Origin of the sequence: Marinicauda pacifica, from assembly GCF_004793635.1 — a bacterium.
In the GTDB taxonomy this organism is placed as follows: domain Bacteria; phylum Pseudomonadota; class Alphaproteobacteria; order Caulobacterales; family Maricaulaceae; genus Marinicauda; species Marinicauda pacifica.
In genome coordinates, this window is the sequence record NZ_SRXV01000001.1 from 745,789 (window position 1) to 770,128 (window position 24,340).

Annotated in this window: 21 protein-coding genes; 15 read left to right on the forward strand and 6 right to left on the reverse strand. The window is 61.4% G+C overall.

Translation table 11 applies throughout. The features are described from left to right. Nucleotides 1-110: 110 nt before the first annotated feature. The 4 genes from E5162_RS03645 (at nt 111) to E5162_RS03660 (ending at nt 6,279) form a co-directional block, all read left to right on the forward strand. Nucleotides 111-1,349, forward strand: a complete 1,239-nt coding sequence (locus E5162_RS03645; RefSeq protein ID WP_135943577.1) for an N-acetylmuramoyl-L-alanine amidase — start codon at nt 111-113, stop codon at nt 1,347-1,349. A gap of 141 nt (nt 1,350-1,490) precedes the next feature. Beyond that, nucleotides 1,491-4,019, forward strand: coding sequence for a penicillin-binding protein 1A (locus E5162_RS03650; RefSeq protein ID WP_135943578.1), 2,529 nt, complete (start codon nt 1,491-1,493; stop codon nt 4,017-4,019). Nucleotides 4,020-4,084: 65 nt separating this feature from the next. Continuing rightward, a protein-coding gene (gene prfB / locus E5162_RS03655) for a peptide chain release factor 2 (protein ID WP_135943579.1) occupies nt 4,085-5,198 on the forward strand; the annotation gives its coding sequence in 2 pieces (ribosomal slippage) (nt 4,085-4,153 and nt 4,155-5,198; 1,113 coding nt in all). Between the two features lie 94 nt (nt 5,199-5,292). After that, nucleotides 5,293-6,279, forward strand: coding sequence for a calcium/sodium antiporter (locus E5162_RS03660; RefSeq protein ID WP_135943580.1), 987 nt, complete (start codon nt 5,293-5,295; stop codon nt 6,277-6,279). A 137-nt stretch (nt 6,280-6,416) separates the two neighbouring features. Here the strand turns inward: E5162_RS03660 and E5162_RS03665 are convergent, their stop codons facing one another. The 4 genes from E5162_RS03665 to bcp form a co-directional block, all read right to left on the reverse strand. Continuing rightward, nucleotides 6,417-6,941 (reverse strand): bactofilin family protein, encoded by a 525-nt coding sequence (locus E5162_RS03665; protein ID WP_206751028.1) that lies wholly within the window; start codon nt 6,939-6,941, stop codon nt 6,417-6,419. 88 nt (nt 6,942-7,029) lie between these two features. Next, nucleotides 7,030-8,262, reverse strand: a complete 1,233-nt coding sequence (locus tag E5162_RS03670; RefSeq protein ID WP_135943582.1) for a M23 family metallopeptidase — start codon at nt 8,260-8,262, stop codon at nt 7,030-7,032. Nucleotides 8,263-8,381: 119 nt separating this feature from the next. Beyond that, entirely contained in the window at nt 8,382-9,230 is an 849-nt protein-coding gene (locus E5162_RS03675) for a ferritin-like domain-containing protein (RefSeq protein ID WP_135943583.1), read from the reverse strand. After that, entirely contained in the window at nt 9,227-9,694 is a 468-nt protein-coding gene (gene bcp / locus E5162_RS03680) for a thioredoxin-dependent thiol peroxidase (RefSeq protein ID WP_135943584.1), read from the reverse strand. The genes E5162_RS03675 and bcp overlap by 4 nt, the downstream gene beginning before the upstream one ends. Nucleotides 9,695-9,798: 104 nt before the next feature. Here bcp and E5162_RS03685 point away from each other — a divergent pair, with 104 nt between their 5' ends. Together E5162_RS03685 and E5162_RS03690 are read left to right on the forward strand one after the other, a co-directional pair. Further along, nucleotides 9,799-13,296, forward strand: coding sequence for a YhdP family protein (locus tag E5162_RS03685; RefSeq protein WP_135943585.1), 3,498 nt, complete (start codon nt 9,799-9,801; stop codon nt 13,294-13,296). After that, nucleotides 13,293-14,408 (forward strand): anhydro-N-acetylmuramic acid kinase, encoded by a 1,116-nt coding sequence (locus tag E5162_RS03690; RefSeq protein WP_135943586.1) that lies wholly within the window; start codon nt 13,293-13,295, stop codon nt 14,406-14,408. The genes E5162_RS03685 and E5162_RS03690 overlap by 4 nt, the downstream gene beginning before the upstream one ends. 3 nt (nt 14,409-14,411) lie before the next feature. Here the strand turns inward: E5162_RS03690 and E5162_RS03695 are convergent, their stop codons facing one another. Continuing rightward, entirely contained in the window at nt 14,412-15,095 is a 684-nt protein-coding gene (locus tag E5162_RS03695) for an alpha/beta hydrolase (RefSeq protein WP_135943587.1), read from the reverse strand. Between the two features lie 240 nt (nt 15,096-15,335). Here E5162_RS03695 and E5162_RS03700 point away from each other — a divergent pair, with 240 nt between their 5' ends. From E5162_RS03700 to E5162_RS03740, 9 genes are all read left to right on the forward strand, one after another. After that, a complete protein-coding gene (locus E5162_RS03700; RefSeq protein ID WP_135943588.1) occupies nt 15,336-15,794 on the forward strand; it encodes an Rrf2 family transcriptional regulator in 459 nt (152 codons plus the stop codon). After that, nucleotides 15,794-16,939 (forward strand): cysteine desulfurase family protein, encoded by a 1,146-nt coding sequence (locus tag E5162_RS03705; RefSeq protein WP_135943589.1) that lies wholly within the window; start codon nt 15,794-15,796, stop codon nt 16,937-16,939. Before E5162_RS03700 ends, E5162_RS03705 begins: the two co-directional genes overlap by 1 nt. Nucleotides 16,940-16,959: 20 nt before the next feature. Further along, nucleotides 16,960-18,465, forward strand: coding sequence for a Fe-S cluster assembly protein SufB (gene sufB / locus E5162_RS03710; protein WP_135943590.1), 1,506 nt, complete (start codon nt 16,960-16,962; stop codon nt 18,463-18,465). Between the two features lie 15 nt (nt 18,466-18,480). Next, entirely contained in the window at nt 18,481-19,245 is a 765-nt protein-coding gene (sufC, locus tag E5162_RS03715) for a Fe-S cluster assembly ATPase SufC (RefSeq protein ID WP_135943591.1), read from the forward strand. Continuing rightward, complete coding sequence (gene sufD, locus E5162_RS03720; RefSeq protein WP_135943592.1) at nt 19,245-20,369, forward strand: Fe-S cluster assembly protein SufD; 1,125 nt, start codon at nt 19,245-19,247, stop codon at nt 20,367-20,369. Before sufC ends, sufD begins: the two co-directional genes overlap by 1 nt. Continuing rightward, complete coding sequence (locus E5162_RS03725; RefSeq protein ID WP_135943593.1) at nt 20,366-21,607, forward strand: cysteine desulfurase; 1,242 nt, start codon at nt 20,366-20,368, stop codon at nt 21,605-21,607. The genes sufD and E5162_RS03725 overlap by 4 nt, the downstream gene beginning before the upstream one ends. Before the next feature lie 47 nt (nt 21,608-21,654). Further along, complete coding sequence (locus E5162_RS03730) at nt 21,655-22,056, forward strand: SUF system Fe-S cluster assembly protein (protein ID WP_371872218.1); 402 nt, start codon at nt 21,655-21,657, stop codon at nt 22,054-22,056. Nucleotides 22,057-22,062: 6 nt separating this feature from the next. Beyond that, complete coding sequence (locus tag E5162_RS03735) at nt 22,063-22,425, forward strand: HesB/IscA family protein (protein WP_174234989.1); 363 nt, start codon at nt 22,063-22,065, stop codon at nt 22,423-22,425. A gap of 61 nt (nt 22,426-22,486) precedes the next feature. Next, the gene (locus tag E5162_RS03740) at nt 22,487-23,089 is read left to right on the forward strand and encodes a glutathione S-transferase (RefSeq protein WP_135943596.1); all 603 of its coding nucleotides are present in this window, start codon (nt 22,487-22,489) and stop codon (nt 23,087-23,089) included. A gap of 165 nt (nt 23,090-23,254) precedes the next feature. Here the strand turns inward: E5162_RS03740 and E5162_RS03745 are convergent, their stop codons facing one another. Further along, nucleotides 23,255-24,319: a GGDEF domain-containing protein gene (locus E5162_RS03745; protein WP_233342136.1), complete on the reverse strand. Its 1,065-nt coding sequence runs from the start codon at nt 24,317-24,319 to the stop codon at nt 23,255-23,257. Nucleotides 24,320-24,340 lie beyond the last annotated feature (21 nt).

The following is a 24,340-nucleotide window of genomic DNA, read 5'->3' on the forward strand; positions in this document are numbered from 1 at the left end:
GTGTTAGACGTGGTACACGGTTCGCTAACCGAATCTAAAACAAAGCGCCCTATCGTTCCTGCTCACAGATCCGTTCAAACGGACATCCCGGATCGAGGCAGGTGGTGGTCATGGTCATAAAATCGCTCGCGAGAATTGTCGGCATTCTGGGCTCTGCCATTGCCGTGGCGGGACTGGGTGCCAGCGCGTTCGCGACTGATGTGACCGCAGTTCGCTTCGGCGCCCATGACACGTTCTCCAGGGTCGTGATCGAGGCCGACTCGCCGATCGAGTTCGATGCGTTTGTTCTGGCCGAACCCAATCCGCGCCTGGTGGTTTCTCTGCCGGGTGCTCAATGGCGCGTCAGCGGCCTCGACAACGGGCAAGGCCTCGGCCACGGGCTGTTCGAGGATTTCCGCTTCGACCCCTCGGGTCTCCACCCGCGCCTGGTTTTCAATCTGGACGGGCCCTCGCGTATCAATCAGGAAATGGTGCTCGATCCCACCGATGGCGGCTACCGCATGGTGATCGACATCAACCCGTCCACACAAGCCGATTTCATCGAAGCGGCCGGTTTTCCAGAGCGCAGCCAGACCCTGACCCAATTGCTTGCCGAGCATGCTCAGATCGATGCGCTGGCCGGGGTCTGCGAATCGCCCCGGATCGTGGTCGATGCCGGTCATGGCGGGCGCGATCCCGGGGCGCTGACGCGGTTCGGCGGCGGACATGAAGCCGACGTCAATCTGGCGGCGGCCCGGGTGCTGCGCGAATTGCTGGAGGCAACCGGCCGGTTCGAAGTCGTGATGACCCGCGAGAGCGATGTCTTCATCGATCTCGAAGACCGGGTGCGGATCGCCCGGGCGGCGGAAGCGGACATGTTCGTGTCGCTGCATTCGGACGCGGCCGGATCGAGTTCTGCGCGCGGGGCGGCGGCCTATGTCCTTTCCAGCTCCGGTGTGAACCGCTCAAGGACGCGGGCCCGGCGAGAGGGCGACTGGTTCCTGCCTGACGCGGCAAACCGGCCCGATGAGGTCAATGAAATCCTGTTCGACATTTCGATGGGAGACAAGCTCAACCGCTCCTACCAGTTTGCCACCGAGCTTCTGTCAGAAGCGCGTTCGGTAACGCCCTTGTTGCGCGAACGTCCCGAGCATCGCGGATTCCTGGTGCTTCTGGATGCGCAGTTTCCCGCCGTGCTGTTTGAAATGGGCTTCCTGTCCAACGAGCAGGACAGCCGCAATCTGAACAGCGACGCCCATCGGCGCCGGCTCATGGCGTCGATCGTGAACGCGCTGGAAGATCATTTCCCGTCCTGCGGTCAGAGCCCAGGCGTGCAGTTTGCTGCGCGCACCGATGGCGCGGCCCGCTGACATTGCCCGTCAGCGCTGTTCTGGCAATCTGAGCCTCATTGGATTGAACCGCGAAGGCGGTCATAATGCCGCCCAATCGCGCATTCACAACGCGCGGCGCCGAGGGCACGGTTTGTCGGCCGGCGGGTGCAAGAGGGCAGTATGAAAGTATTCACCTGGAAGAACGCGCTTCGCACGCTGATCTGGGGCGGCGCGACGGTTGGCGTTCTGGGCGTGGCCGCGATCATCGCGGTCGCGGTCTATGTCGTGCGCGTCACCGAGGATCTGCCCGAGTATCAACAGCTTGCCGAGTACGAGCCGGCCATCATGAGCCGGGTCCATGCCGGCGACGGCTTGCTGATCGCCGAGTTTGCGCGGCAGCAACGCGTCTTCGTGCCCATCGAGAATATCCCGCCGCTCGTAATCAACGCCTACCTGTCCGCTGAAGACAAGAATTTCTACAATCACGGCGGCGTCGACTTTTTCGGGATGGCGCGGGGCGGCTTGCGATCCGCAATCCAGATTGCGCGCGGGCAGGGCGGCCCTCTTCAATCGGGGTCGACGATCACGCAGCAGGTGGCCAAGAATTTCCTCTTCTCCGCCGATCAGCGGATCGAACGCAAGGTGCGCGAAATCGTGATCTCGCGGCGCATGGAGCGTGCCTTTACCAAGGATCAGATACTCGAGCTCTATCTCAATGAGATCTATCTGGGTAACCGGGCATATGGCGTTGCGGCAGCCGCGCTGAATTATTTCGGCAAGTCACTGGACGAGCTGGACCTTCATGAGGCCGCATATCTGGCCGCTTTGCCCAAGGGCCCGTCCAACTACCATCCCGAGCGCGAGCGCGCCGCGGCCATCGGCCGGCGCAACTGGGTGCTCGAGCGCATGCACGCCAATGGTTACATCACGCGCGAAGAGATGAATGCCGCGCAGGCCATGCCGCTGGAAAGCGGAGAGCGCCTGTCCGGCTCGCAATACCTGGCGGCCAATTATTTCGTGGAGCAGGTCCGGCGGGAGGTTTTCGATCTCTACGGCGAGGACCAGCTTTACGATGGCGGTTTGTCCATTCGCACCACGCTGGACACGACCATGCAGCTGACTGCGCGCCGTGCGCTCCGCAACGGACTTGAGGCGTATGACCGGCGTCACGGGTATCGCGGGCCGCTCACACACTTCGACAGCATGGAATCCTGGCGCGACCAGCTGGCCGAGTTCACGCCGCCACCCGATCTGGACGAGACCTGGACCGTGGCGGTGGTCACCGGCCTGTCTTCGAGCGCGGCAGAGGTCGGCCTGCTGAGCGGCGAACGCGGGTCGATTTCGCTGGAGGCGCTGGGGTGGGCACGCGAGCCGTTGACCCGTGAGGACGGGTTTCCGGCTCTGGGAGCACAGATCACGGCGCCGTCCGCCATGTTGTCAGAAGGCGACGTGATCCTGGTCGAGCCTTTGCGGGCCGACATGGCAGAGGATGCCGAAGACCTGCCGCCGGCGGATGCCTATGGTTTGCGGCAGGTTCCCGAGGTGAACGGCGGCATTATCGCGATTGACCCCTATACCGGCCGCGTGCTGGCCATGGTCGGGGGGTATTCGTTCGAGCAAAGCGAGTTCAACCGCGCCACACAGGCGCGCCGTCAGCCCGGTTCCTCGTTCAAGCCCTTCGTCTACGCCGCAGCCTTGTTGAATGGCTGGACCCCGGCGAGCATCATTCTTGACGCGCCCTTTGTCGCTTCCGGCGATAGCGAGATGCGCTTCTACCGGCCTCAGAACTACTCGAACGAGTTTTATGGCCCGTCCCCCTTGCGTCTGGGACTTGAGCTGTCGCGCAACGTGATGACGGTGCGTCTGGCCCAGGATCTCGGGCTGGCCCCGATCGTCCAGATCGGCGAGGATTTCCGTCTCTACGATCAGGTGCAGCCAAATCTCTCCATGGCGCTTGGCGCCAGCGAGACGACGCTCTTCAGGCTGGTGGCGGCTTACTCTGCACTCGTGAACGGCGGGCGCTACATCGAGCCGACCCTGCTGGACCGCGTTCAATCGCGATCCGGTGAAACGATCTACGTTCACGATCAGCGCTCGTGCGAAGGCTGTGACGTTGAGGAATGGGGCCCGGAGGTCGAAGAGCCTGATCTGCCGGTGCTAGGCGAGCGTGTGATCGACGAGGTCACGGCATTCCAGGTCGTGCACATGCTGGAAGGCGTTGTCGAACGCGGGACTGGCGCGCGTCTGCGGGCGCTGGGCCGTCCGTTGGGGGGCAAGACCGGCACCACAAACGATTTTCGCGATGCCTGGTTTGTGGGCTTTGGACCGGACCTGATCGCGGCAACCTATGTGGGCTTCGACACACCCCGGCCGCTGGGTTCGGGCGAAGCCGGTAGCCGGGTTGCGGTTCCCATCGTGCAGGAATTCCTCGAGTCGGCTCTGCAGGATTACCCGGCTGCGCCCTTCCGCGTGCCCGAGGGCGTGCGATTTGTGCCCATCGACCGGCAGACCGGCGAACCGTCCGTCATCGGGCGTCCGTTCACGATCATGGAGGCGTTCAAGCCGGGTACCGAGCCGACCCGCGGCCAGAGCGCAGCGGAGGAAAGCCTGTCCTTTGGCAGTGGCGCTCTGGGCGGGCGCACCCCGGAGGAGGAGCCTGACTCTGGCAGCGAAGAAGATGAAGAGGACGATCTGAGCGGCTTGTATTAGCGGCTCAGTCTCGCTATCCCGCGCCCTTCCGATTTCTCTGTTCCATCGCGTGAGGAGCTCTGCCCATGCGCGCCGAAATGACCGCCCTCAATCAAGCCATCCAGCAGTCGAGTGAACTGCTGAGGAGGCGTCTTTGACTGGGATACAGCCCAGAAACGACTCGATGAACTGAACGCGAAAGCTGAAGACCCCTCGCTCTGGAACCGGCCAACCGAAGCCCAGGCGCTCATGAAGGAGCGCAACAAGCTGGACGCCGCCATGACAGAAGTGCGCGAGATCGAGGCCGAGCTCGAAAGCACGCTGGAAGTTGCCGAACTGGCTGAGATGGAGGACGATTCCTCCCTACTCGATGAAGCAGAGCAGGCGTTGAAGGCGCTTGCCGACCGTGCGCGTCGGGCGGAGTTACAGGCCTTGCTGTCCGGAGAAGCGGACGCGAACAGCTCGTTCGTGGAGATCCATCCGGGTGCGGGCGGCACGGAGGCCCAGGACTGGGCGTCGATGCTGGCGCGCATGTACTCGCGCTGGGCACACAGCTCGGGCTTCAAGGTCGATGTGATCGAGGAACAGGCCGGCGAGGAAGCCGGGCTCAAATCGGTGACTCTGCATGTGAAAGGCGAGAACGCCTATGGCTGGCTTAAGAATGAAGCCGGCATTCACCGCCTCGTACGGATATCTCCGTTCGACAGTTCCGGACGCCGCCATACCAGCTTCGCCAGCGTCTGGGTCTATCCCGAAATCGACGAGAACATCGAAATCGAGATCGCGGAGAAGGATGTGCGCACCGACACGTTCCGCGCCTCCGGCGCTGGCGGTCAGCACATCAACAAAACCGATTCTGCCATTCGCTTGACCCATGTGCCCTCAGGCATCGTGGTTCAGTGTCAGGCCGACCGGTCGCAGCACAAGAACCGGGCGACCGCCTGGAACATGCTGCGTGCGCGGCTGTATGAGCTCGAACTTCAAAAGCGGGAGGAAGCTGCGCAGGCGGAAGCCGATTCCAAAACCGAAATCGGTTGGGGTCACCAGATTCGATCCTACGTTCTTCAGCCCTATCAGATGGTCAAGGACCTTCGCACGAACGTAGAGACCTCTGACACGCAGGGCGTGCTGGACGGCGACCTTGATGACTTCATGGCCGCCGCGCTCGCTGCACGCGTTGGAGTAGAAGACGAGTCCTGACGTGTGTGCGCCGGGGAGGATAGCGAACGCAATCCGCATAAATCTCCGGGACGTCACCCGCTGCGATCGCATTTTTAGGCTTTAGGACAAGACAATGCTTGAGACATGGCTTCCGCTTCTGGGAGGTTTGATCTTCCTCATTCTGGGTGGGGACCTCCTGGTGCGCGGCGCCGTTGGCGTGGCAGAGCGCCTCGGCGTCTCACCGCTCGTCATCGGACTGACGCTGGTCGGGTTCGGCACGTCCATGCCTGAACTTGTCACATCGGTTCAGGCTGCTCTGGCGGACTCACCCGGAATTGCGTTCGGCAACATCGTGGGCTCCAACATTGCCAACATCCTGCTGATCGCAGGCGTGTCTGCGGTTATCTTCCCCATTGCGGTCGCATCGTCAGCGTTGAAGCGCGATGCAGTCGTGATGCTGGCCGTGGCTGTCGGCTTCGCGGTGCTGGCGGCGCTCATGCCCATGGGACGGATTGCCGGCGCGGTCTTTTTGGTCGGGCTCGTTGCATACATCTACCTCGCCTTTCAACAGGAGCGCAGCGCCGCCGGGCACGGGGCGGTCTTTGACAAGAGTGCGGCCCTTCAGGCAGCCGACCCGGCCCTCGAACCGGGAAATCCGGCGCGGCGCGACCGATCCGTATTCGTTGCCTTGCTGATTGCTGTCGCGGGGCTTGTCCTGGTGGTGGTGGGCGGGTCTTTCCTCGTGAGGGGCGCTGTCTCTCTCGCGCAAGCCTTCGCCATCCCCGAAACGGTAATCGGCCTGACCATCGTGGCGGTCGGGACCTCGATGCCGGAACTGGTCACGTCCGTGATCGCGGCGCTGAAGCGGCAGGGCGACGTGGCCTTCGGCAATATTGTCGGCTCGAATATCTACAATATTCTGGGAATTGGCGGCACGACCGCCCTGATCGCCCCAAGTACGGTCCCCCAGCAGATTGTGGGGTTCGACAATCTCATAATGGTCGGGGTTTCAGCGTTGCTGCTCGTCTTCGCCGCGACCGGCCTGCGCGTGGCGCGATGGGAGGGGTTGGTCCTGCTCGCCAGCTACGGCGTCTACCTGTTCCTGATCTGGCCAAAATAGACCGGGCGGTCATTTTCAGGCTGGACCGCCGACCACCGAAATCGCGTCTCCGGAACGCAGAACGCCCGCCCGCGCCGATCTGAAGGGGCGCGGGCGGGCGTTGATCGTTTGCGGTCTCCGCGCGGGATCGCGGAGCGTCAGGAGGCCTTGAACGGGTCGGAACCGGCGCCTGCCTTGGGCTTCGAATCGCCGAACACCGAGCCTGAGCTGCTGCCGCTTGCCGCGCTGGCGCTTTTCGGGGCCGGCGGTGCGGATGGCGGCGTGCTGGAGTCCTGCGGCTTGGGAGCGCTCTGAGCAGCGGGCTGGGCCGCCGCCTTGGTGCTGGAAGACTTGTCGCTCAGCGGGTCTGAATCGCGGCGGCAATGACCGTCGAAATACGCACCGCTCTCGATCGCCAGCGTGGCATGCACGATGTCGCCGTCGATCCGGGCGGTGGAGGCCAGCTGGACCTGACGGGCGCGAATTGAGCCTTCGATCCGGCCGCGCACGATGACGGAGTCAGCCACGACTTCTCCGTGGACCGAGGCTTCTTCGCCAATGGTGAGCGTCCCGGCGCGGACGTCGCCACGCACTTCGCCATCAAGCTGGACCTCGCCTTCGGAACTGATCGACCCGGTGATGACCAGGTCGGAGCTCAGGATGGATGGGGCTTGCGCTTTCATGGCCGACCTTTTCGATTGCACCGGCGCATGGCCAGCCTGGGGTGGAGGGTTATGGGCGGTGGTAGTAGTAGTGGTAGGAGTCTCTTTTTTACTGAACATAGCGTCCCGCTCTCAAAAAGCGCTCAGGATCAAGGTGATCACCTTGATACCAAATCTCATAGTGAAGGTGCGTGGCCGTAGACCGGCCGGTGGACCCCATGCCCCCGATGCGTTGACCTGCCGTGACCTCGTCACCGCGGCGCACATCGATCGAGTTGAGATGGCCGTACCGGGTCTTGAATCCGTAGCCGTGATCAACCTCAACGGTGCGACCATACCCTGCGCGCCAGCCAGCGTAAACGATCCGACCCGGTGACGCGGCCACGATCGGCGCGTTTCGGTATGCCGCGAAATCCTTGCCGGCATGAAATGCCGCACGGCGGGTAAACGGATCGATCCGGGTGCCGTAATCGCTCGTCTCACGAAAACCGTCGCCGACAGGCTCGCCTAGCGGAAGGGCGGTAACGGCCTCGGAAAGCGACTCCGCTTCCACAAGGCGCGCCGCAATGCGCGAGACACGGGCGTTAAACGGATTTTCAAGGTCGAGCGACGTTCCGAAAAGCTGGCTGTCTTCGAGCGGAATGAAAGGGCCGCCGGTACCGCCGCCATCAGGGCTCTCGTGCTCGATGACATCATCCAGCCGCAAGCCGGTGAGGCGCAGCACCGCTCTCAGATTTTCAAGGCGCGCCTCGGCGGAGTCTTCTGCTTCGGCGAGCAGCGCATCCTGCTCTTCCACGAGCTGCTGGACCCGGCCTTCAGCGCCGGCTTCGCCACCGGCGCGATGATCGAGCGAAACGAGCGCAGTTCGTGGATCCGGGTCGGCGGTGGTGGCCGCCATCAGAATCTCGCCGCCGCCCAAGGACGGGCTTTCATTCCCGCCGCCGATCTGAAGGTCTTCGGCGAAGTCCATAAGACGGCGCAGCGTTTCGTGCCGCATCTGAAATTCGCCGGCCGTGCGGTCAAACTGGTCGGTGCGGCTTTCAAGATAGGCGATCGCGGCCGCCTCAGCGGCGCGCGCCTCTTCCAGCATCTCCTGATAGCGTGCTTCTAGAGCTGCCAGTCGCGCCTTGTCGCCGCGATCGTCTGCGGTGTTTACCACCATGTTGACAGTGGCGATCGCGACCCACATCGCAACCAGGCAAGCGGCCGCGATTGCGCCAACCTGCATTTCGGTGCGAACAACGAAATAGCGAACCTGGCCTTCAGTGCGGTGGTAGATCTGCCGATCAGGAAAGCGCTCTTTGAGCGCTTCCCACGGGCCGGCGAGAATACGTTTCACCATGCGCTTGCGATACCCTGTCTGCCCCTCAACCCTCAGGCGCGCGTATCTGACACAAGATTGCGCGTTGTTTCAATCAACTCGATGCAAACTATATGCCCGCGACAGGGTTCTGCCATATCTTAGGTGGTGTTCTGCGGCAATTCGCGCTGAGCGACCGGCCGGTACATGTTTTCGCTAAGCCCTGCACTGGCACGGCCCTTTACGTTAAATGGAGGCTTGAGAGACCCTCGAAATCGATCCCTGACCAGTTGATGAAATTTTTCTTGAGGCGTTTCGCCGCGTCGGCGGCAAATATGCTCGAACCAACGCGTTCCGGCCGCGACGTGGGCAATTTCGTCCTGGTAGATGACGTCGAGATGGGCAGCGCTAGCCTCATCCCCCACGGAACGAAGACGCTGTGCCATTCCGGGCGTAACGTCCAGACCCCGGGCCTCTAAGACCATCGGAGCGATAGCGAGACGTGCAAGAAGATCGTCGCTGGTCTCCATCGCTGCATTCCACAGCCCGTCATGGGCGGGCAGGTCACCGTAGCGTCCTCCTAGTTCGACCAGCCTGCTCTCAATCATCATAAAATGCCGCGCCTCGTCATCGCCAACCGCGATCCAGTCAGAAATAAAGGCGTGCCTCTCCTCCGGCCACAAATCGGACACGGCGGAAAAGCGCGCCACCATATCAAAGGCCAGGTCGATGGCGTTGAATTCGATGTGGGCAAGCGCGTGCAGCAGGGCAAACCGGCCTTGAATGCTGTTCAGCCTGCGCCGGGGGACCCCGCCGGGAGATACAAGCTGCGGTCGCGGTGGTCGTGCCGGACGATCCGGGGCTAGGGGCTCGCTCGCGGTGAACTCGAACCTGCCCGCGCGCCACCCTGCGGCGACCTCCCGGGCCAAGGCCGCCTTGCTTCCCGTATTCCCCGTTTCGAGAATGCCGACGCATGCGTGACGGATATCCCGGGCGCTTTGATCGCTCATAGCGCTCGAACAGCGTCGAGCACAGCTTCGGCATGTCCGGGAACCTTCACCTTGCGCCAGATTTCCCGCAATGTGCCATCGGCCCCGATCAGGAAAGTGGAGCGCTCAATACCCATATACTTGCGGCCATACATGTTCTTCTCCTTCCAGACACCGTAGCGTTCGCACACATCTGCGTCCGCGTCCGAAAGAAGGGTGAGCTTCAGGCCGTGCTTGTCGACGAATTTAGCGTGTTTGGCGGCGGTGTCCTTGGAAACCCCGATGATGGTTGCACCCTCAGCCTCGAACTCGGCGAAATTCTCTGTAAATGCCATGGCTTGCTTCGTGCATCCCGGCGTGTCGTCCTTAGGATAGAAATAGAGCACCACTGCTTTGCCTCGTAGCGCCTCCAGAGACACGTCTTCTCCCGTCTGCGAAGGCAGGGAAAAATCAGGTGCAGGGTCGCCGGGGGTGAGGTCGCTCATGTGTGTCTCCGTTGCTGGGTCGCCGCTGTGTCTGAGGGACTACTAATGGAGGACGCTCACAAGTCACGTCCAGTCCTTCGCCTGAAAGATGGGCCGATCCGGACATGATGAAACGCACCGCGCGGCTGGCATTGCTCTACACGCTCGAAGCGATCGCGGCGCTCCTGGCGCTGGCGATATTCGGAGTAGCGCTGGCGTTGTGGCGACTGGCGGCCGGGCCAGTTGCTGTCGATATGTTCGCCTCTGAGCTCGAAGCTCGAACCGCCAGGGCGTTTGGGGCGGGCCGGGCCGAGATCGGCGCCTTGCTTCTGAGTTATGATCCGCAGCTGGCTACTCTCGTCCTGAGAGCCGAAGAGGTTCAGGTTTTTGGCGATTCAGGCCAGATAATCAGCGCCGCTCGCCATATCGAAGCGGGTCTAGCCTTGGATCTCCTGTTGATAGGGCGGTTCGCGCCGGTGCGCGTCGATGCGGATGGAGGCAGTTTCGCTGTGGTCCGCCGAGCCGACGGGTCGTTTGCCGCCGGTCTTGGCCATGCGGAATACGTCGCAGCTCGCTCCGATGACAATTTAGGTGGGTTGGATGCCCGTCTCGCGATTTTCAACCAGGCTGCGCAGAGCTCGATGCTTGACCGCCTGGTGCAGATCGATCTTCGGGGGGCGGATATTCGCTACGTCGACCATCATGATGGCCTCACACTTTTATTCGAAGACACTCGCGCTGACGTAGATCTGACAGAGGATCGGATAGACGCCGATCTCTCAGGCACGTTGCTTTCCTCTGCCGGCGAGACCCCGATTGCATTGGGGTTGGAAACAGGACGTGATTTTCAATCGCTTTTCATCGATTTGCGTGTTCGCGAACTGGTTCCTTCCAGCATCTCGGCCCAACGTGGTCGGACCGAGATGCTGGGGCGGTTCAACGCACCGCTGAATCTTGACCTGGTGCTCGATGCCAGCCGCGAGCAAGGACTGACCAGCGCTCTCATCGACCTGGAAGTGGGAGCGGGTCATTGGTTGGCAGCAAACGGCCGTGAACCGATAGAGCGCGGCACGTTGCGCTTGAGCTATGACACGACAGCCGGGCGCATCGATCTTGATGTGTTGCAGATCGAGTCCTCACTCGTGCAACTCGACCTTCAAGGCGAGCTTACTGGCCTATCCGGGTATGAGGACGCGCTGCCGTCGCGCGCGCGGTATCGATTGCGTTCAGGACCAGGCTCGATCGACACTGGCGGCGTCTTCCCTGAACCGTTGGTATGGACGTCGGCAGACATGCGCGGTGACCTCGATCGCCGAGCCTTGCGGGTCGGGTTTGAACAACTCGATCTATCGGTTGAGCGCGCTCAGGCCAGCTTCACGGGGGCTGTAAGCCTGCAGCAAGTCGAGGAGCGGTGGTTACCCAACCTGACTATCGAAGGGCCGATTGAGGGCCGGATCGGCAAGGAGGATGTGCTTAGATACTGGCCGGTCGATTTCGCGCTCGGCGCTCGCGATTGGATCAGAGACTCGATCATCGGCGGGTCGTTGTTTGACGCCCATCTTGATCTGGACATTCCTGCTCGCGCGATCGCGGAGCGTCAGCTGGACGACGAGGCGCTGAGTCTGCGTTTCAACTTCGCGGATGCTGACGTGCGTTATGTGTCCACAATGACACCGCTGACCGGGTTATCCGGCGAGGCAGAGCTGCTCGGCAATTCGCTTACTCTCGACGGGGGCGGCGGCCAGATCGGATCCCTTCAGGCCGAAACGATCTATGTGCGCATTCCTCGCCTGAACCCGAAAGGCGCAATGGCTCGTTTCGGCGGGACCGGGCGCGGCGCCGCACGCGATCTGATCGCACTTCTCGACGAGGAGCCGATGGGGTTCGCGACCGCTTATGGCATCGATCCCGCAGCCTTTGATGGGGAGGGCGCGATCCGGTTCGAGATCGGTCGCCCCATGCGCCGGCACGTTGCCGTGGAGGATGTGGACTTTGATGTCACAGCTCAATTCGAGAACGTCTCCGGTCCCGCGGGCGTGGGCGACGTGCGCTTCACCGACGCTGATGTGGAATTGGTGGCGAACCCTGACGGTCTCCTCGGCACGGGTGAAGCCGATCTCGCTGGCAGCCGGGCTAGTATTCGCTGGGAGGAGAGCTTCAACACGCCGGAGGACCAGCCAAGCTCCTTGATCACGGTATCCTCGATTGCAGGCGCCGGGACGCTCGACCAGTTTGGATTGCCGGTCCGGCGGTTCCTTAACGGGCCGGTGGGGGTCGATGCGCGGCTGCTTGGCAACGGTTTCGATTTTCGCAATGCGACTTTGACTCTCGACATGGCCGATGCCGCTATCGCGCTGCCCGGTGAGCTGTGGCAAAAGCCGCCCGGCGTGCCCGCCGCGGCAACACTGACTTTGAGTATAGAGCCAAACGGGGAAATCCACGTTGACGAACTGGCTGCTACAGCTCCCACCGCGCGTATCGCGGCGAACGCCGTGCTTGAGCCTGGTGGCCGGCTGGTCCGCGCCTCAGCCGAAGAAGTCTTCGTTGAAGGATTGCTGGATGTCGCGCTCATGGCTGACCGGGCAGGCCAAGAGGATGACCGGCTGCATATCGCCGTCAATGGCTCCTACCTTAATGCACGCACTCTCTTCGACGAGTTGCCATTTCCGCGCACCGGAGGGTCTGACGGGACATCGAGCGGCTTGCCGTTGCTCTTCGAAGCCGGGGTCGACACGGTCGAGGTGCGCGGGGAGAGTTTCACCAACGCGCGTCTCTATCTGGACTCCGTCGAGCGCGGCATTCGCGGCTTCAGTTTCTCCGGCCAGACCCGCGCCGGTCCGGTCGAGGTGCGCTTCGGGCCAGACGGAGACCTGGAAGGCCCGCGGCAGCTGGTGGTGAACAGCGCGGATGCCAGCGCTCTGCTGCGCGCCTTCACCGGATTCGACAATGCCAGCGGCGGCGAGCTGTATCTGGAGGCACGGGCGCCGACCCTAGGCGAGGCGGGACCGATGGAGGGACGTCTCGAAGCCAACGGTTTTGTGCTTGAGCGCATGCCTCTACTGGCCCGAATTCTGGCGGCTGGTTCGCTGGAAGGCCTTGGTAGCCTCCTGAGTGGCCAGGGTCTGGTCTTCGAGCGTCTGGAGGGGCAGTTTGTCTGGCAAAATGGTGTGCTGGAAATGCCTGAAGCGAGAGTGGCCGGACCTGCACTCGGCGTCACCTGGACAGGTCTGGTTGACACCGCTACTCAGCGTGTGGCGATCGACGGCACCTTGCTCCCCTCATATGGCGTCAACTCCGTGCTTGGAGACCTTCCCCTGGTTGGTGGTCTGCTGACGTCGCGTCAGGGAGAGGGGGTTATCGGAGTTACCTTCTCGGTTCAGGGCGAATTCGACGAGACGCGTGTAACGGCTAATCCCTTGTCGGCGCTCGCGCCAGGCGTCTTGCGGCGAATATTCGAAGGGACATCTGCCGAACGGGAACTCGATGCCTTGGAGGCCGAGCGTCTCGAACGAGAACGAAGCCGAGAGCCCTCACAGGCCGACCCCGGTGAGACGATCGACGAGGCCTCGCCGACGGCGGATGAAGCTGGCGCGACGGATGAAACGCTGGAGCCCCAACCATGAGAATCGCCGGCTTGATGAGCGGCACCTCGCTCGACGGGGTAGATTGCGCGATCCTCGATACGGATGGACACATGATCACCGCGTTCGGGCCGGGACTGGAACGACCCTATACCTCCGAAGAACGGGCGGTTCTGGCAGAGGCCGTGGAGGCGGCGCTGGGTTGGCGATTTCAGGGCGAGGAGCCCCTAGCTTTCGCGAAGGCCAATGAGGTTTTGATGCGAACCCATGCAGAAGCCGTACACGCGGCTTGTGAAATGGCGGGATGTCGACCGTCAGATCTCGATCTGATCGGGTTTCACGGGCAGACTGTGCTCCACCAAGCTCCTGCGGGAGGCGCGCCGGGGCGTACACGCCAGCTAGGCGACGGGCAGGCACTGGCGGATATTCTGGGGTGCGCCGTGGCCTACGATTTTCGAACCGATGATGTGCTTGCCGGCGGTCAGGGCGCACCTCTGGCACCCGTGTATCACAAGGCCCTGGCTGACACGTCAGGGCTTGAGCGTCCGCTCGGTATTCTCAATCTCGGTGGTGTGGGAAACCTGACCCTTGTCGACTCTAATGGCGGCCTGATCGCATTCGATACCGGTCCCGCCAACGGCCTGATCGACGCTTTCATCGAAGAACGAACCGGTGAGGCTATGGATCGAAACGGTCAGATGGCGGCGCAGGGCCGGGTGCATGAAGGGGCATTAGCGGAATATTTGGACCACGCCCATTTCTCACGGGATGGAGCCAAATCTCTGGACCGCTGGGATTTTTCGCTCGATCCTGTGCGCAATCTGACCACTGCCGATGGTGCGGCCACCTTGTCGGTCCTGACCGCACGTACGGTAGGACTGGCGTTAAATCGCCTGCCTGAACGTCCCGAGCGGCTCCTCGTGTGCGGGGGAGGTCGCAAAAATACGACGCTGCTCGCGCTTATAGAGGTGGCGGCAGACATCATCGTCCATTCCGCCGAGGCGGTTGGCTGGCGCGGTGACCTGATCGAGGCGGAGGCCTTCGCCTTTCTCGCCGCGCGCACCGAGCTGGGGCTTCCCATCAGCTTTCCGGGAACGACAGGGGTCGCCCATCCGCTACTCGGCGGACGGATCGCGCTCCCCGCACAGCTCTGACGTCTAGCGCTTCTTCTTGTCCTTCGATTCCAGCGACGGCGCGTTGAGCTGAGCCAGGCGGCGGTCCAGATACCTTGAGACCGAAGATTCCAGCTCGCTGACATGGTTGGTGAAAAGATGGAAGGCGCCAGGAATGATATCGCGTTCGATCTCGATGCCTTTTTGAACCCGGACCTTACTCATGACGCGCTCCATGTCCTCGGGCGAGATAATGGAATCAGCGTCGCCATGAGCAATCAGACCAGAGGCCGGGCAGGGCGCTAGGAAGGTAAAATCATACATGTTCGTCGGCGGCGCGACCGAGATGAAGCCGGCGATCTCCGGTCGGCGCATGAGCAACTGCATCCCCACAAACGCGCCGAAGCTGTGTCCCGCGACCCAGCAATAGGGCGCATTCGGGTTATGGGCCTGGGCCCAATCCAAGGCGGTCGCGGCATCCGACAACTCGCCAAATCCCTGATCGAACACGCCTTGGCTGCGTCCGACCCCGCGGAAATTGAATCGCAGAACCGCAAACCCGCGCTGCTTGAACAGGTCGTACATCATCAGATTGACAGGCGTTTCCATGTGACCACCGCCGCGCGGGTGAGCATGAAGAATTAGCGCAACGGGTGCGCCTTCTTCCTTGGCGGGGCTGTACTTGCCTTCGAGACGGCCGGCCGGGCCGGAAATGATGACGTCGGGCATGGGCTTAAAAACGTGTCCTTCGATCAATACCTGAGTGCTGCGCCTGGTCTTTGATTCCGCTGAATCGTTAAGTTACAGACGGGCTGGGGGCGAATACTTGACCTCTGCGCTCGGAAACCTAAATGAAAGAGTGCGCGGCGGTTCAGAGTGGTGTGGCGGGCCTCATAACACATGCCTGCAGGTTAAAGCGAGAGCGTTGGCGCATCCGGTATGGCTGTTCCTGTCTAGAAGGGTAGACCCATGAAACTTGGCACAAAGGGCCGCTATGCGGTGATGGCGATGGTTGATCTCGCCCAGGCGTCGAAAAAAGCTCCTGTCACGTTGGGCGATATAGCTTCGCGACAGGAAATTTCGCTTTCCTACCTTGAGCAGCTTTTTGCCAAGCTTCGAAAGGCAGGCCTCGTGAAATCCGTGCGCGGGCCGGGCGGCGGTTACAAGCTTGCCCGTTCTGCAGATCAAACCCGTATTTCCGATATCATGGTTGCCGTCGAGGAGCCCGTCGAAGTCACCCGGTGTGGCAATGCTTCGCGCGGCTGCCTGGAAGGCGGGCGGCGATGCATCACGCACGATCTATGGGATGAGCTGGGCCGCCACATCCATCTGTTTCTCAATGGCGTTACGCTTGAGGATGTTCTGCAGCGCCGTGTTATGGGCGCAGCGAGTGGACAGCACTTCGCACTGGGGGCGGCTGCGGAATAGTGACTGTTTACCTCGACCATAATGCCACCACTGCGGTGAGACCCGAGGCGCGCGACGCGATGCTGGACGTCATGTCTCGTCCCGGTAATCCCTCCTCGATTCATTCCAGTGGACGTAAGGCCAAGGGGGTGCTGGAACGGGCCCGCGAAGCGATTGCGCGATCTGTACGAGCCCGGGCCGAGGACGTCGTGTTCACCTCAGGCGGAACTGAAGCGAATAATCTGGCCGTTTTCAGCGCGTGCGAGGCCGGAGCGAAAACCTTGATCGTCTCCGCGGTCGAGCACAGTGCGGTAATGGCTGCAGCAGAAGCGAGCGGTGTTGCGGTCGAGATATTGCCCGTCAATGAGCACGGAGTCGCCGATCTCGATTGGCTGGCTCAGCGTCTCAATGGCGAGACAAGTACCAACGGGCCGATCCTCGTTTCGCTCATGGCGGCAAATAACGAGACGGGCGTGATCCAGCCTGTGGAGGCGGCCGGACGGATCGTGCGCGAGGCCGGTGGTCTTTTTCACGTTGATGCCGTTCAGGCGCTTGGCAAGGTTGATTACAACGTTGCCGCATCGCTTGCGCACTATACGGCGTTCTCCGCCCACAAGGTTGGTGGACCGCAAGGCGTCGGGGCGCTCGTCCTTGACTGCGATGCCCCCGTAACCCCCCGAATGATCGGTGGCGGCCAAGAGAAAGGGCGGCGCTGCGGTACCGAGAACCTTCCGGGAATCGCCGGATTCGCCGCGGCAGTAGAAGCCGCCGTCGCCGACCGGAACGACTTCGAGCGACTGATTGGGCTTCGTGATCACACGATCCGACAAATCCGCGTCGGGGCACCCGACCTTCAGGTCTGGGGCGAGGTCGCCGAGCGATTGCCCAACACGATCTGCCTGTCCGTTGAGGGGTGGCCCAGCGAGATTCAGGTGATTGCGATGGATCTGGCGGGCTTCGCTGTCAGTGCCGGCTCCGCGTGCTCGTCGGGCAAGATCAGAAGATCACGCGTACTTGAAGCGATGGGTGCAAGCGAGGCGCACGCGGCAAGCGCTCTGCGCGTCAGCTTTGGGTACACGAACACGAAACACGATGCCGAAGCCTTCGCAGACGCGTGGCTGTCGGCCCGGGCCAAGGCGCAGCGCACGCTCGCCACGGCCAGTTAAGCGAACGGAAGGTGACGTAGATGCCTGCGGTCAAAGAAACGATCGAAGACGTCAAGAAGCTGGAATCAGACAAGTACAAATACGGCTTTACGACTGAAATCGAACAAGAATACGCCCCAAAGGGGCTGGACGAAGACACCGTCCGGTTCATCTCTGCCAAGAAGAACGAGCCCGACTGGATGCTCGATTGGCGCCTTGATGCCTATCGCCGCTGGACGAAGATGACTGAGCCAGATTGGGCCAAGGTGAAGTATCCGCCGATCGACTACCAGGATGCGATTTATTACGCCGCACCGAAGACGGGCGCGAAATACAAGAGCCTGGACGAGGTTCCCAAGGAGTTGCTCGATACCTACGAGAAACTCGGCATCCCGCTTCGCGAGGCCGAGGTGCTTTTGGGCGTCGAAGGCGCTGAGGACAAGACTGCTGCAGAAGCGCGCGAGAAGCCGAAGGTCGCGGTGGACGCGGTGTTCGACTCCGTGTCAGTCGCCACAACGTTCAAGGCGGAGCTGAAGAAGGCCGGCGTGATCTTCATGTCGATTTCCGAGGCTTTGCAGGAATACCCTGAGCTGGTGCGCCAGTATCTCGGAAGCGTCGTCCCACCGACGGATAATTTCTTTGCGACACTGAACAGCGCGGTCTTTTCCGATGGCTCCTTCGTCTACATCCCGGAGGGCGTGCGCTGCCCGATGGAGTTGTCGACTTATTTCCGGATGAACGCTCAGGGCACAGGCCAGTTTGAACGCACGCTGATCATTGCCGACAAAGGGGCCTACGTATCCTACCTTGAAGGGTGCACGGCCCCGATGCGCGACGAGCATCAGCTGCATGCAGCTGTCGTGGAGCTCGTCGCCCTCGACGATTCCGAGATCAAATACTCCACCGTGCAGAACTGGTGGCCAGGCGACGCGGAGGGCAAGGGCGGCGTCTACAATTTCGTGACCAAGCGCGCCGACTGCCGCGGTCGAAATTCCAAGGTAAGCTGGACGCAGGTCGAAACCGGTTCCGCGATCACCTGGAAGTATCCAAGCTGCGTGCTGCGCGGCGATAATTCGCAAGGCGAGTTCTATTCGATTGCGGTGACCAATGGACGCCAGCAGGCTGATACCGGCACCAAGATGATCCATCTTGGAAAGAACACTAAAAGCCGGATCATCTCGAAGGGGATTTCGGCGGGGCGTTCCGACCAGACGTATCGCGGCTTGGTGTCGATCCACAAGAACGCCACGGGCGCACGCAACTTCACCCAGTGCGATAGCCTGCTGATCGGCGACGAATGCGGCGCGCATACCGTGCCCTATATCGAGGCCAAGACGCCCAAAGCCGTGCTCGAGCACGAGGCAACCACCTCCAAGCTCTCCGAAGAACAGCTTTTCTATGCGCGTCAGCGCGGTTTAGGCGAGGAAGCGGCTGTTGCGCTTCTGGTGAACGGCTTCTGCCGCGAGGTCATCCAGGAATTGCCGATGGAGTTCGCCGTCGAGGCCCAGAGCCTTCTTAAAGTGAGCCTCGAAGGTTCAGTGGGTTAAGAAAGGACGACACGCATGCTTAAAATCAAGAATCTTCACGCGCGCGTCGAAATCGAAGACGCGGAGGACAAGCCGATCCTGAAGGGGGTCTCGCTTGAGGTGCCGCTCGGCGAGGTGCATGCCGTCATGGGCCCGAACGGCTCGGGCAAGTCGACCCTGTCCTATGTGATGACTGGCCGAGAGGGCTATGAGGTCACTGACGGCTCGGTCGAGTTCAACGGCGAAGACCTCACCACCATGGAGCCGGAGGAACGCGCGGCTCGTGGCTTCTTCCTGTCCTTCCAGTATCCAGTCGAAATTCCTGGCGTGCCCACGCTGACTTTCCTGAAGGAGGCGGCCAACGCTCAGCGTAAGGCGCGCGGTGAAGAACCGATCTCCGCGCCGGAATTCATGAAAGCGGCACGCGAGAACGCCGCCAAGCTGGGCATTTCCAATGACATGCTCAAGCGGCCTGTGAATGTGGGATTCTCAGGAGGCGAGAAGAAGCGCATGGAGATTTTCCAGGCGCTGATGCTGCAGCCTAAATTCTTGATACTCGACGAGACCGATTCCGGACTCGATATTGATGCGCTCAAGGTGGTGGCAGAGGGGGTCAATGCCCTTCGCGCGCCAGACCGTGGCATGCTGGTGATTACACACTACCAGCGCCTGCTCGACTATCTGACGCCGGACAAGGTTCACATCCTGTCCGACGGAAGGATCGTGAAGAGTGGTGGGCCAGAACTCGCTCATGAACTCGAGCGAGAGGGCTATGACAAGTTCACCGGCGAGGCTGCGTAATGACACTGCCTGTCAAACTCTCTCCGATCGAACATGGCTTTCTTCGCGATCTCTCTGCTTCCGGCAGCGGCTGGCGGGCCGAGTTGCGCGAAGATCTTGAAGCGAGAGGTCTGCCCCATCGCCGGGTGGAAGAGTGGAAGTGGAGCGATCTCAAGACTGCGCTTTCTCGCGTCGAATCCGGTCAGGTCCCGCTCACCGTGTCCGCGTCGCGCGAGCCCGATGAGCGTAGAGCGCCGGGCGATGACGATGTCATGGCCGGAGTCATGCCGCGCCTGGCCGCTGCGCTGGGCGGTGATGCGAGCCTCTATCGTCTGGAACGTCAGGATGACGTTCTTTCACTCGACATCGAAGCGAATGCCGGTACCGGGCACACGCTGATCGTGGTCGATGTCGCTCCGGGAATCTCAGCGCGCCTCGATGAGCGTTATGCCGTCACAGACGCGAGCCTCGCCAATATTGCCATCCTTGTCCGTCTGGGATCAGGTGCCCGGCTGGAGCGCACCATTGAGCAGGCAGGCAGCGATGACGGGGTGCTGGTGGTGACGTCCAGGATAGAGCTGGGAACGGAGGCCGGCTTCAAGCAAACCACGCTTGGCTTCGGCGCCCGCCTGGCCCGTCTTGAAACGCATGTCATTCATCCGGGCGAGGGCGCAAAGGTTTCACTGGCCGGGTCATATCTCCTTTCGGGCAAGCGCCATCTCGACCAGACGACATTGGTTCATCACACCGGGCCGAATGGAGAGACGCGTGAGTTGTTTAAAGGAGCGGCCGGGGATCGTGCGCGGGGCGTGTTCCAAGGCAAGATTGCCGTGGACCGGGCGGCCCAGAAGACCGATGCAGAGATGCAGCATCGCGGGATGCTGCTGAGCGACGGCGCGGAAATCGATGCCAAGCCTGAGTTGGAGATCTATGCCGACGATGTCGTGTGCGCACACGGCAACGCGCTCGGGGCCATCGACGATGATGCGCTGTTTTATATGCGCCAGCGCGGCATGAGCGAGACCGAGGCCCGTGCACTTCTGACGGAGAGCTTTCTGGCAGAACCTCTCGATGCCATCACCGACGAGGTGCGCCGCGACGATCTTCTCGCCAAGTTGCGCACCGCGCTGGAGGCACTGACATGAATGCGTTGAGCAAACCGCAAGCCGGTTTCGATCCCTACGCGGCGCGCGAACAGTTTCCGATCCTGAAGCGCGACGTGAATGGTAAGCCGCTGATCTATCTGGACAGTGCCGCCTCCGCGCAGAAACCCGAAGCGGTGATTGAGGCCGTGGCAGATGTCTGGCGCGGGTCTTACGCGAATGTGCATCGCGGTCTGCATACGCTCGCCAATGAGGCGACCGCCGCCTTCGAAAACGCTCGGGCGACGATTGGGCGATTCATCGGTGCGGAGCGCAGCGAGGAGATCGTGCTGACCAAAGGCGCGACCGACGCGATCAATCTTGTCGCCTCCTCCATCGGCCAGACCCTGGAAGAGGGTGACGAAGTCATCCTTTCGCAGATGGAGCACCACTCCAATATCGTGCCTTGGCATTTCCTGCGCGAACGCAAGGGCGTAGTGATCAAATGGGCTCCGGTCACCGAGGACGGGCGCATTGATCTGGAGGCCTATGAGGCGCTTTTCAGCGTTCGGACACGTTTCGTGAGCCTGGTCCATATGTCCAATGTTCTGGGCACGTTAAACCCGGCGACCCGGCTGGCCGAGATTGCGCACGCGCATGGTGTTCCCATCATGTTCGACGGCACCCAGTCTGCCGTCCATAGCCATATCGACGTAGCCGAACTGGGCTGTGACTTCTTTGCGTTTACCGGCCACAAGCTCTACGGACCCAATGGGGTCGGTGTCCTGTATGCGGCTGGAGACTGGCTGAACAGGCTTGCCCCGTATCAGGGGGGCGGAGAGATGATCGCCGAGGTCAGTGAAGACGGCGTGGTCTACGCTGATGCGCCGCACAAGTTCGAGGCCGGCACTCCCGCCATTGCCGAGGTCATTGGCCTGGGGGCCGCGATCGAGTGGTTGACGGCGCAGGACCGGGTGGCGATCCATGCCCATGAGCTGTCCCTGCTGGACCGCATGATGGCGGGCCTCGACGAGTTTGATGATGTGCGCGTCCTGGGCACAGCACAGGAAAAAGGTGGGATCGTCTCCTTCGTCATGGAGAATGCCCACGCCCATGATCTGGCCCAACTCATGGACAAGTATGGCGTCGCGGTCCGGGCGGGACATCACTGCGCGCACCCCCTGATGAAGCGCTATGGCGTCACCGCCACGGTGCGCGCCAGCATCGCTCTCTACAACACGGCTGAGGATGTGGATGCCTTCCTGGAGGCATTGAAGAAGGCCAGAAGCTTCCTCATCTGAGGAGTCGAGGATTTATTATGGATAATGTGACCACACAGACCCGCGATGTGATTGACCTGTCGGCCAGCCCGGTCGGCAAGGACGAGGCCGCGCCCGCACCTGAAGCGGATCAATCTCTGGAGGAGAGTATTCCCCAGGCCGAGATCGAGCGGATCACGACTGATACGGTTGCGGCACTGAAGACGGTCTACGATCCGGAGATTCCAGTCGATATCTACGAGCTCGGGCTGATCTACAAGGTAGACTTGGAGACAGACCGGACCATGAAGATCGAGATGACGTTAACGGCTCCCGGTTGTCCCGTCGCAGGCGAGATGCCGGGCTGGGTTCAGGACGCAGCCCACACAGTAAAAGGTGTCGATAAAGTCGAGGTGACCTTGACCTTCGATCCGCCGTGGTCGCCTGAACAGATGAGCGATGAAGCCCGTTTGCAATTGAACATGCTGTAGGAGGCGATCATGAGCCGTCCAAGACCCAAGGCCGTGCAACTGACCGATGCCGCTGCTGAGCGGGTCAAGGCCCTGATGGAACGCTCGGGCAAGGGGTATTTGCGCGTCGGCGTGAAGAACGGTGGCTGCGCAGGCATGGAATACGTGATGGATTACGTGGAAGCACCTGAACCGCTTGATGAGCGGGTGCAGGACAAAGGCGTAGAAATTGTGATTGAATCCAAAGCCCTGCTTTTCCTCCTCGGATCACAAATTGACTACGAGAAGACGCCGCTTCACGCAAAGTTCGTCTTCCGCAATCCGAACGAGACCGATGCTTGCGGCTGCGGTGAAAGTGTGACGCTCGTCCCGGCCGAGCTAGAGGATTAGTCACGGCTCGCAATGAGCCGTCCCTGTAAGACATAATCAAGCACAGGCAATGGGATAGCCAATGCGGCTCTATTACTCTTCAACGTCTCCCTACGCCCGCAAATGCCGGGCGTTGATCATCGAGAAGGGCCTTGAAGGCAAGGTAGAGTGCGTGGAAGCGAGCCCGCTCGACAATCCTGCGGAGCTGTACGCAGCCAATCCTCTCGGAAAGGTCCCGACACTCTCGCGTGAGAAGGCTCCGGCGATCATTGGCTCGGCCCATATCTGCGAATTCCTTGACACGCTGAACGACGAATTATGGATTCCGTCCCGCGGGGAAAGCCGCGTACTGGTGATGCGCCAGCAGGCTATTGCCGATGGTTTGCTCGATCTGACAATGGGGCGGCGGATCGAAGTTCAACGTGATGAGGGTTTGCGGTGGGATTTCTGGCAAGCGCGCTGGGAGGCAGCGATCGCGCGGACCATTGAGACGCTTGAGGCCGAGCGCGGGCAGTTCGACCGCTCTGTCGATCTTGGAGCGCTGGCGATAGCGATATCGCTCGGCTATCTGGACCTTCGCTATAGCGAGTTCGATTGGCGCGCACGCGCGCCGGGACTGGCTAAGTTCGCGCAGACTTGGTTTGCGCGAGAGAGCTTCGCTGCCACAGCGCCGCCAGCAGGGTGATCACCCGCTCGGCGCCGTGATCCTGGACGCGTTTGCGTGACCCAATTCGGCTGATTAGCGTCTATCGATCAAGTTTGGCTGGCGACAGCGCTCGATGGGCGATTAGCTGCCCACCGCAGGGCCCCCCGTCCCGGCAAATGCGAGGGAGGGGACCTTTTGCGCGGGTCAGGCCGCAGCAGCGCCGTTCCGGGTTTGCGGTTCGGTCTCGATGTCCACGGTGATCCGATTTCGGCCAGATTGCTTGGACTTGTAGAGATTGGTGTCACACCGCTCTATGAGGGATTCGATCGACTCGCCCTTGTGGTATGCGGCAACGCCGAGCGAGACGGTGATATGACCGAGATCCTCGTTGGTCGATTTGCGCAAGAGGCGCTTGCTTTCGACCGTGGAACGGATCTTCTCGGCAATAGTGCGCGCTTCCTTGATGCTGGTGCGGGGCAAGACGAAGCCGAATTCCTCGCCGCCATAGCGCGCCACCACGTGATAATCTTTCGAGTACCGGCACAAGCATGCGGCGACAAAACGGATGATCTGGTCGCCGGTCTGATGACCCCAAGTGTCGTTGAAGCGCTTGAAATGGTCGATATCGCAAAGAATGAGCGAGAAGTCTTCGCCCTGCAGTTCGGCGCCGCGGCGGGCCTTGCGCATGGCTTCGTCGAACCGCTTGCGGTTCGCCACGCCGGTTAGCGCGTCGGTCATCGCCTCCTCGCGCACCTTTTCAAGGTTATGGCGAAGTTGATCGACTTCCTGAGAGGTTTCCTGGAGGCGCTTCTCCAAGTCTCGCGAACGGCGTTGCATGCGCGCGGTCGCTTGGACCAGGCCTTCAACCATCTGTTTGAATGTGGCTTCGTCGGTCGGCTTGTTTAGCTGGCCGCTCGCGCCGGCGAGGGCCTCCCCGTAGGCGGCGGTATCGCGTTCGGCTGCCTCGAGGGTCTTTACGACTGCTCCAAGCTCGCGGCTCATCGCGCCGCCTGTGTCCAGAACCGCGTCCTGCATGCGCCGGAACGTGAAAAAGCGGTCGTAAAGCTCTTCACTGACGGTTTCATCGATCGGGGCGCCCCGATCAAGATGCGACTTTATGTTCTCGCAAAGCTCTGGAATTGAGTCAGATGCATAAGCGATCCACACCGAGTAATTCTGAGGTGTCGGAGCAATCTTGTGTTCAGACATCATCTCCAGCGCGCGCTGGGCAAGAGTGATGCCTTCCTCGGTGTGCAGCCGTCCGTTCACAAGCCTATCCCCGTTAACTGG

Coding starts and splice junctions, on each gene's coding strand:
- E5162_RS03645 (WP_135943577.1), top strand. CDS start 111: ATGGTCATAAAATCGCTCGCGAGAATTGTCGGCATTCTGGGCTCTGCC.
- E5162_RS03650 (WP_135943578.1), top strand. CDS start 1,491: ATGAAAGTATTCACCTGGAAGAACGCGCTTCGCACGCTGATCTGGGGC.
- E5162_RS03660 (WP_135943580.1), top strand. CDS start 5,293: ATGCTTGAGACATGGCTTCCGCTTCTGGGAGGTTTGATCTTCCTCATT.
- E5162_RS03665 (WP_206751028.1), bottom strand. CDS start 6,941: ATGAAAGCGCAAGCCCCATCCATCCTGAGCTCCGACCTGGTCATCACC.
- E5162_RS03670 (WP_135943582.1), bottom strand. CDS start 8,262: ATGGTGAAACGTATTCTCGCCGGCCCGTGGGAAGCGCTCAAAGAGCGC.
- E5162_RS03675 (WP_135943583.1), bottom strand. CDS start 9,230: ATGAGCGATCAAAGCGCCCGGGATATCCGTCACGCATGCGTCGGCATT.
- bcp (WP_135943584.1), bottom strand. CDS start 9,694: ATGAGCGACCTCACCCCCGGCGACCCTGCACCTGATTTTTCCCTGCCT.
- E5162_RS03685 (WP_135943585.1), top strand. CDS start 9,799: ATGATGAAACGCACCGCGCGGCTGGCATTGCTCTACACGCTCGAAGCG.
- E5162_RS03690 (WP_135943586.1), top strand. CDS start 13,293: ATGAGAATCGCCGGCTTGATGAGCGGCACCTCGCTCGACGGGGTAGAT.
- E5162_RS03695 (WP_135943587.1), bottom strand. CDS start 15,095: ATGCCCGACGTCATCATTTCCGGCCCGGCCGGCCGTCTCGAAGGCAAG.
- E5162_RS03700 (WP_135943588.1), top strand. CDS start 15,336: ATGAAACTTGGCACAAAGGGCCGCTATGCGGTGATGGCGATGGTTGAT.
- sufB (WP_135943590.1), top strand. CDS start 16,960: ATGCCTGCGGTCAAAGAAACGATCGAAGACGTCAAGAAGCTGGAATCA.
- sufC (WP_135943591.1), top strand. CDS start 18,481: ATGCTTAAAATCAAGAATCTTCACGCGCGCGTCGAAATCGAAGACGCG.
- sufD (WP_135943592.1), top strand. CDS start 19,245: ATGACACTGCCTGTCAAACTCTCTCCGATCGAACATGGCTTTCTTCGC.
- E5162_RS03725 (WP_135943593.1), top strand. CDS start 20,366: ATGAATGCGTTGAGCAAACCGCAAGCCGGTTTCGATCCCTACGCGGCG.
- E5162_RS03740 (WP_135943596.1), top strand. CDS start 22,487: ATGCGGCTCTATTACTCTTCAACGTCTCCCTACGCCCGCAAATGCCGG.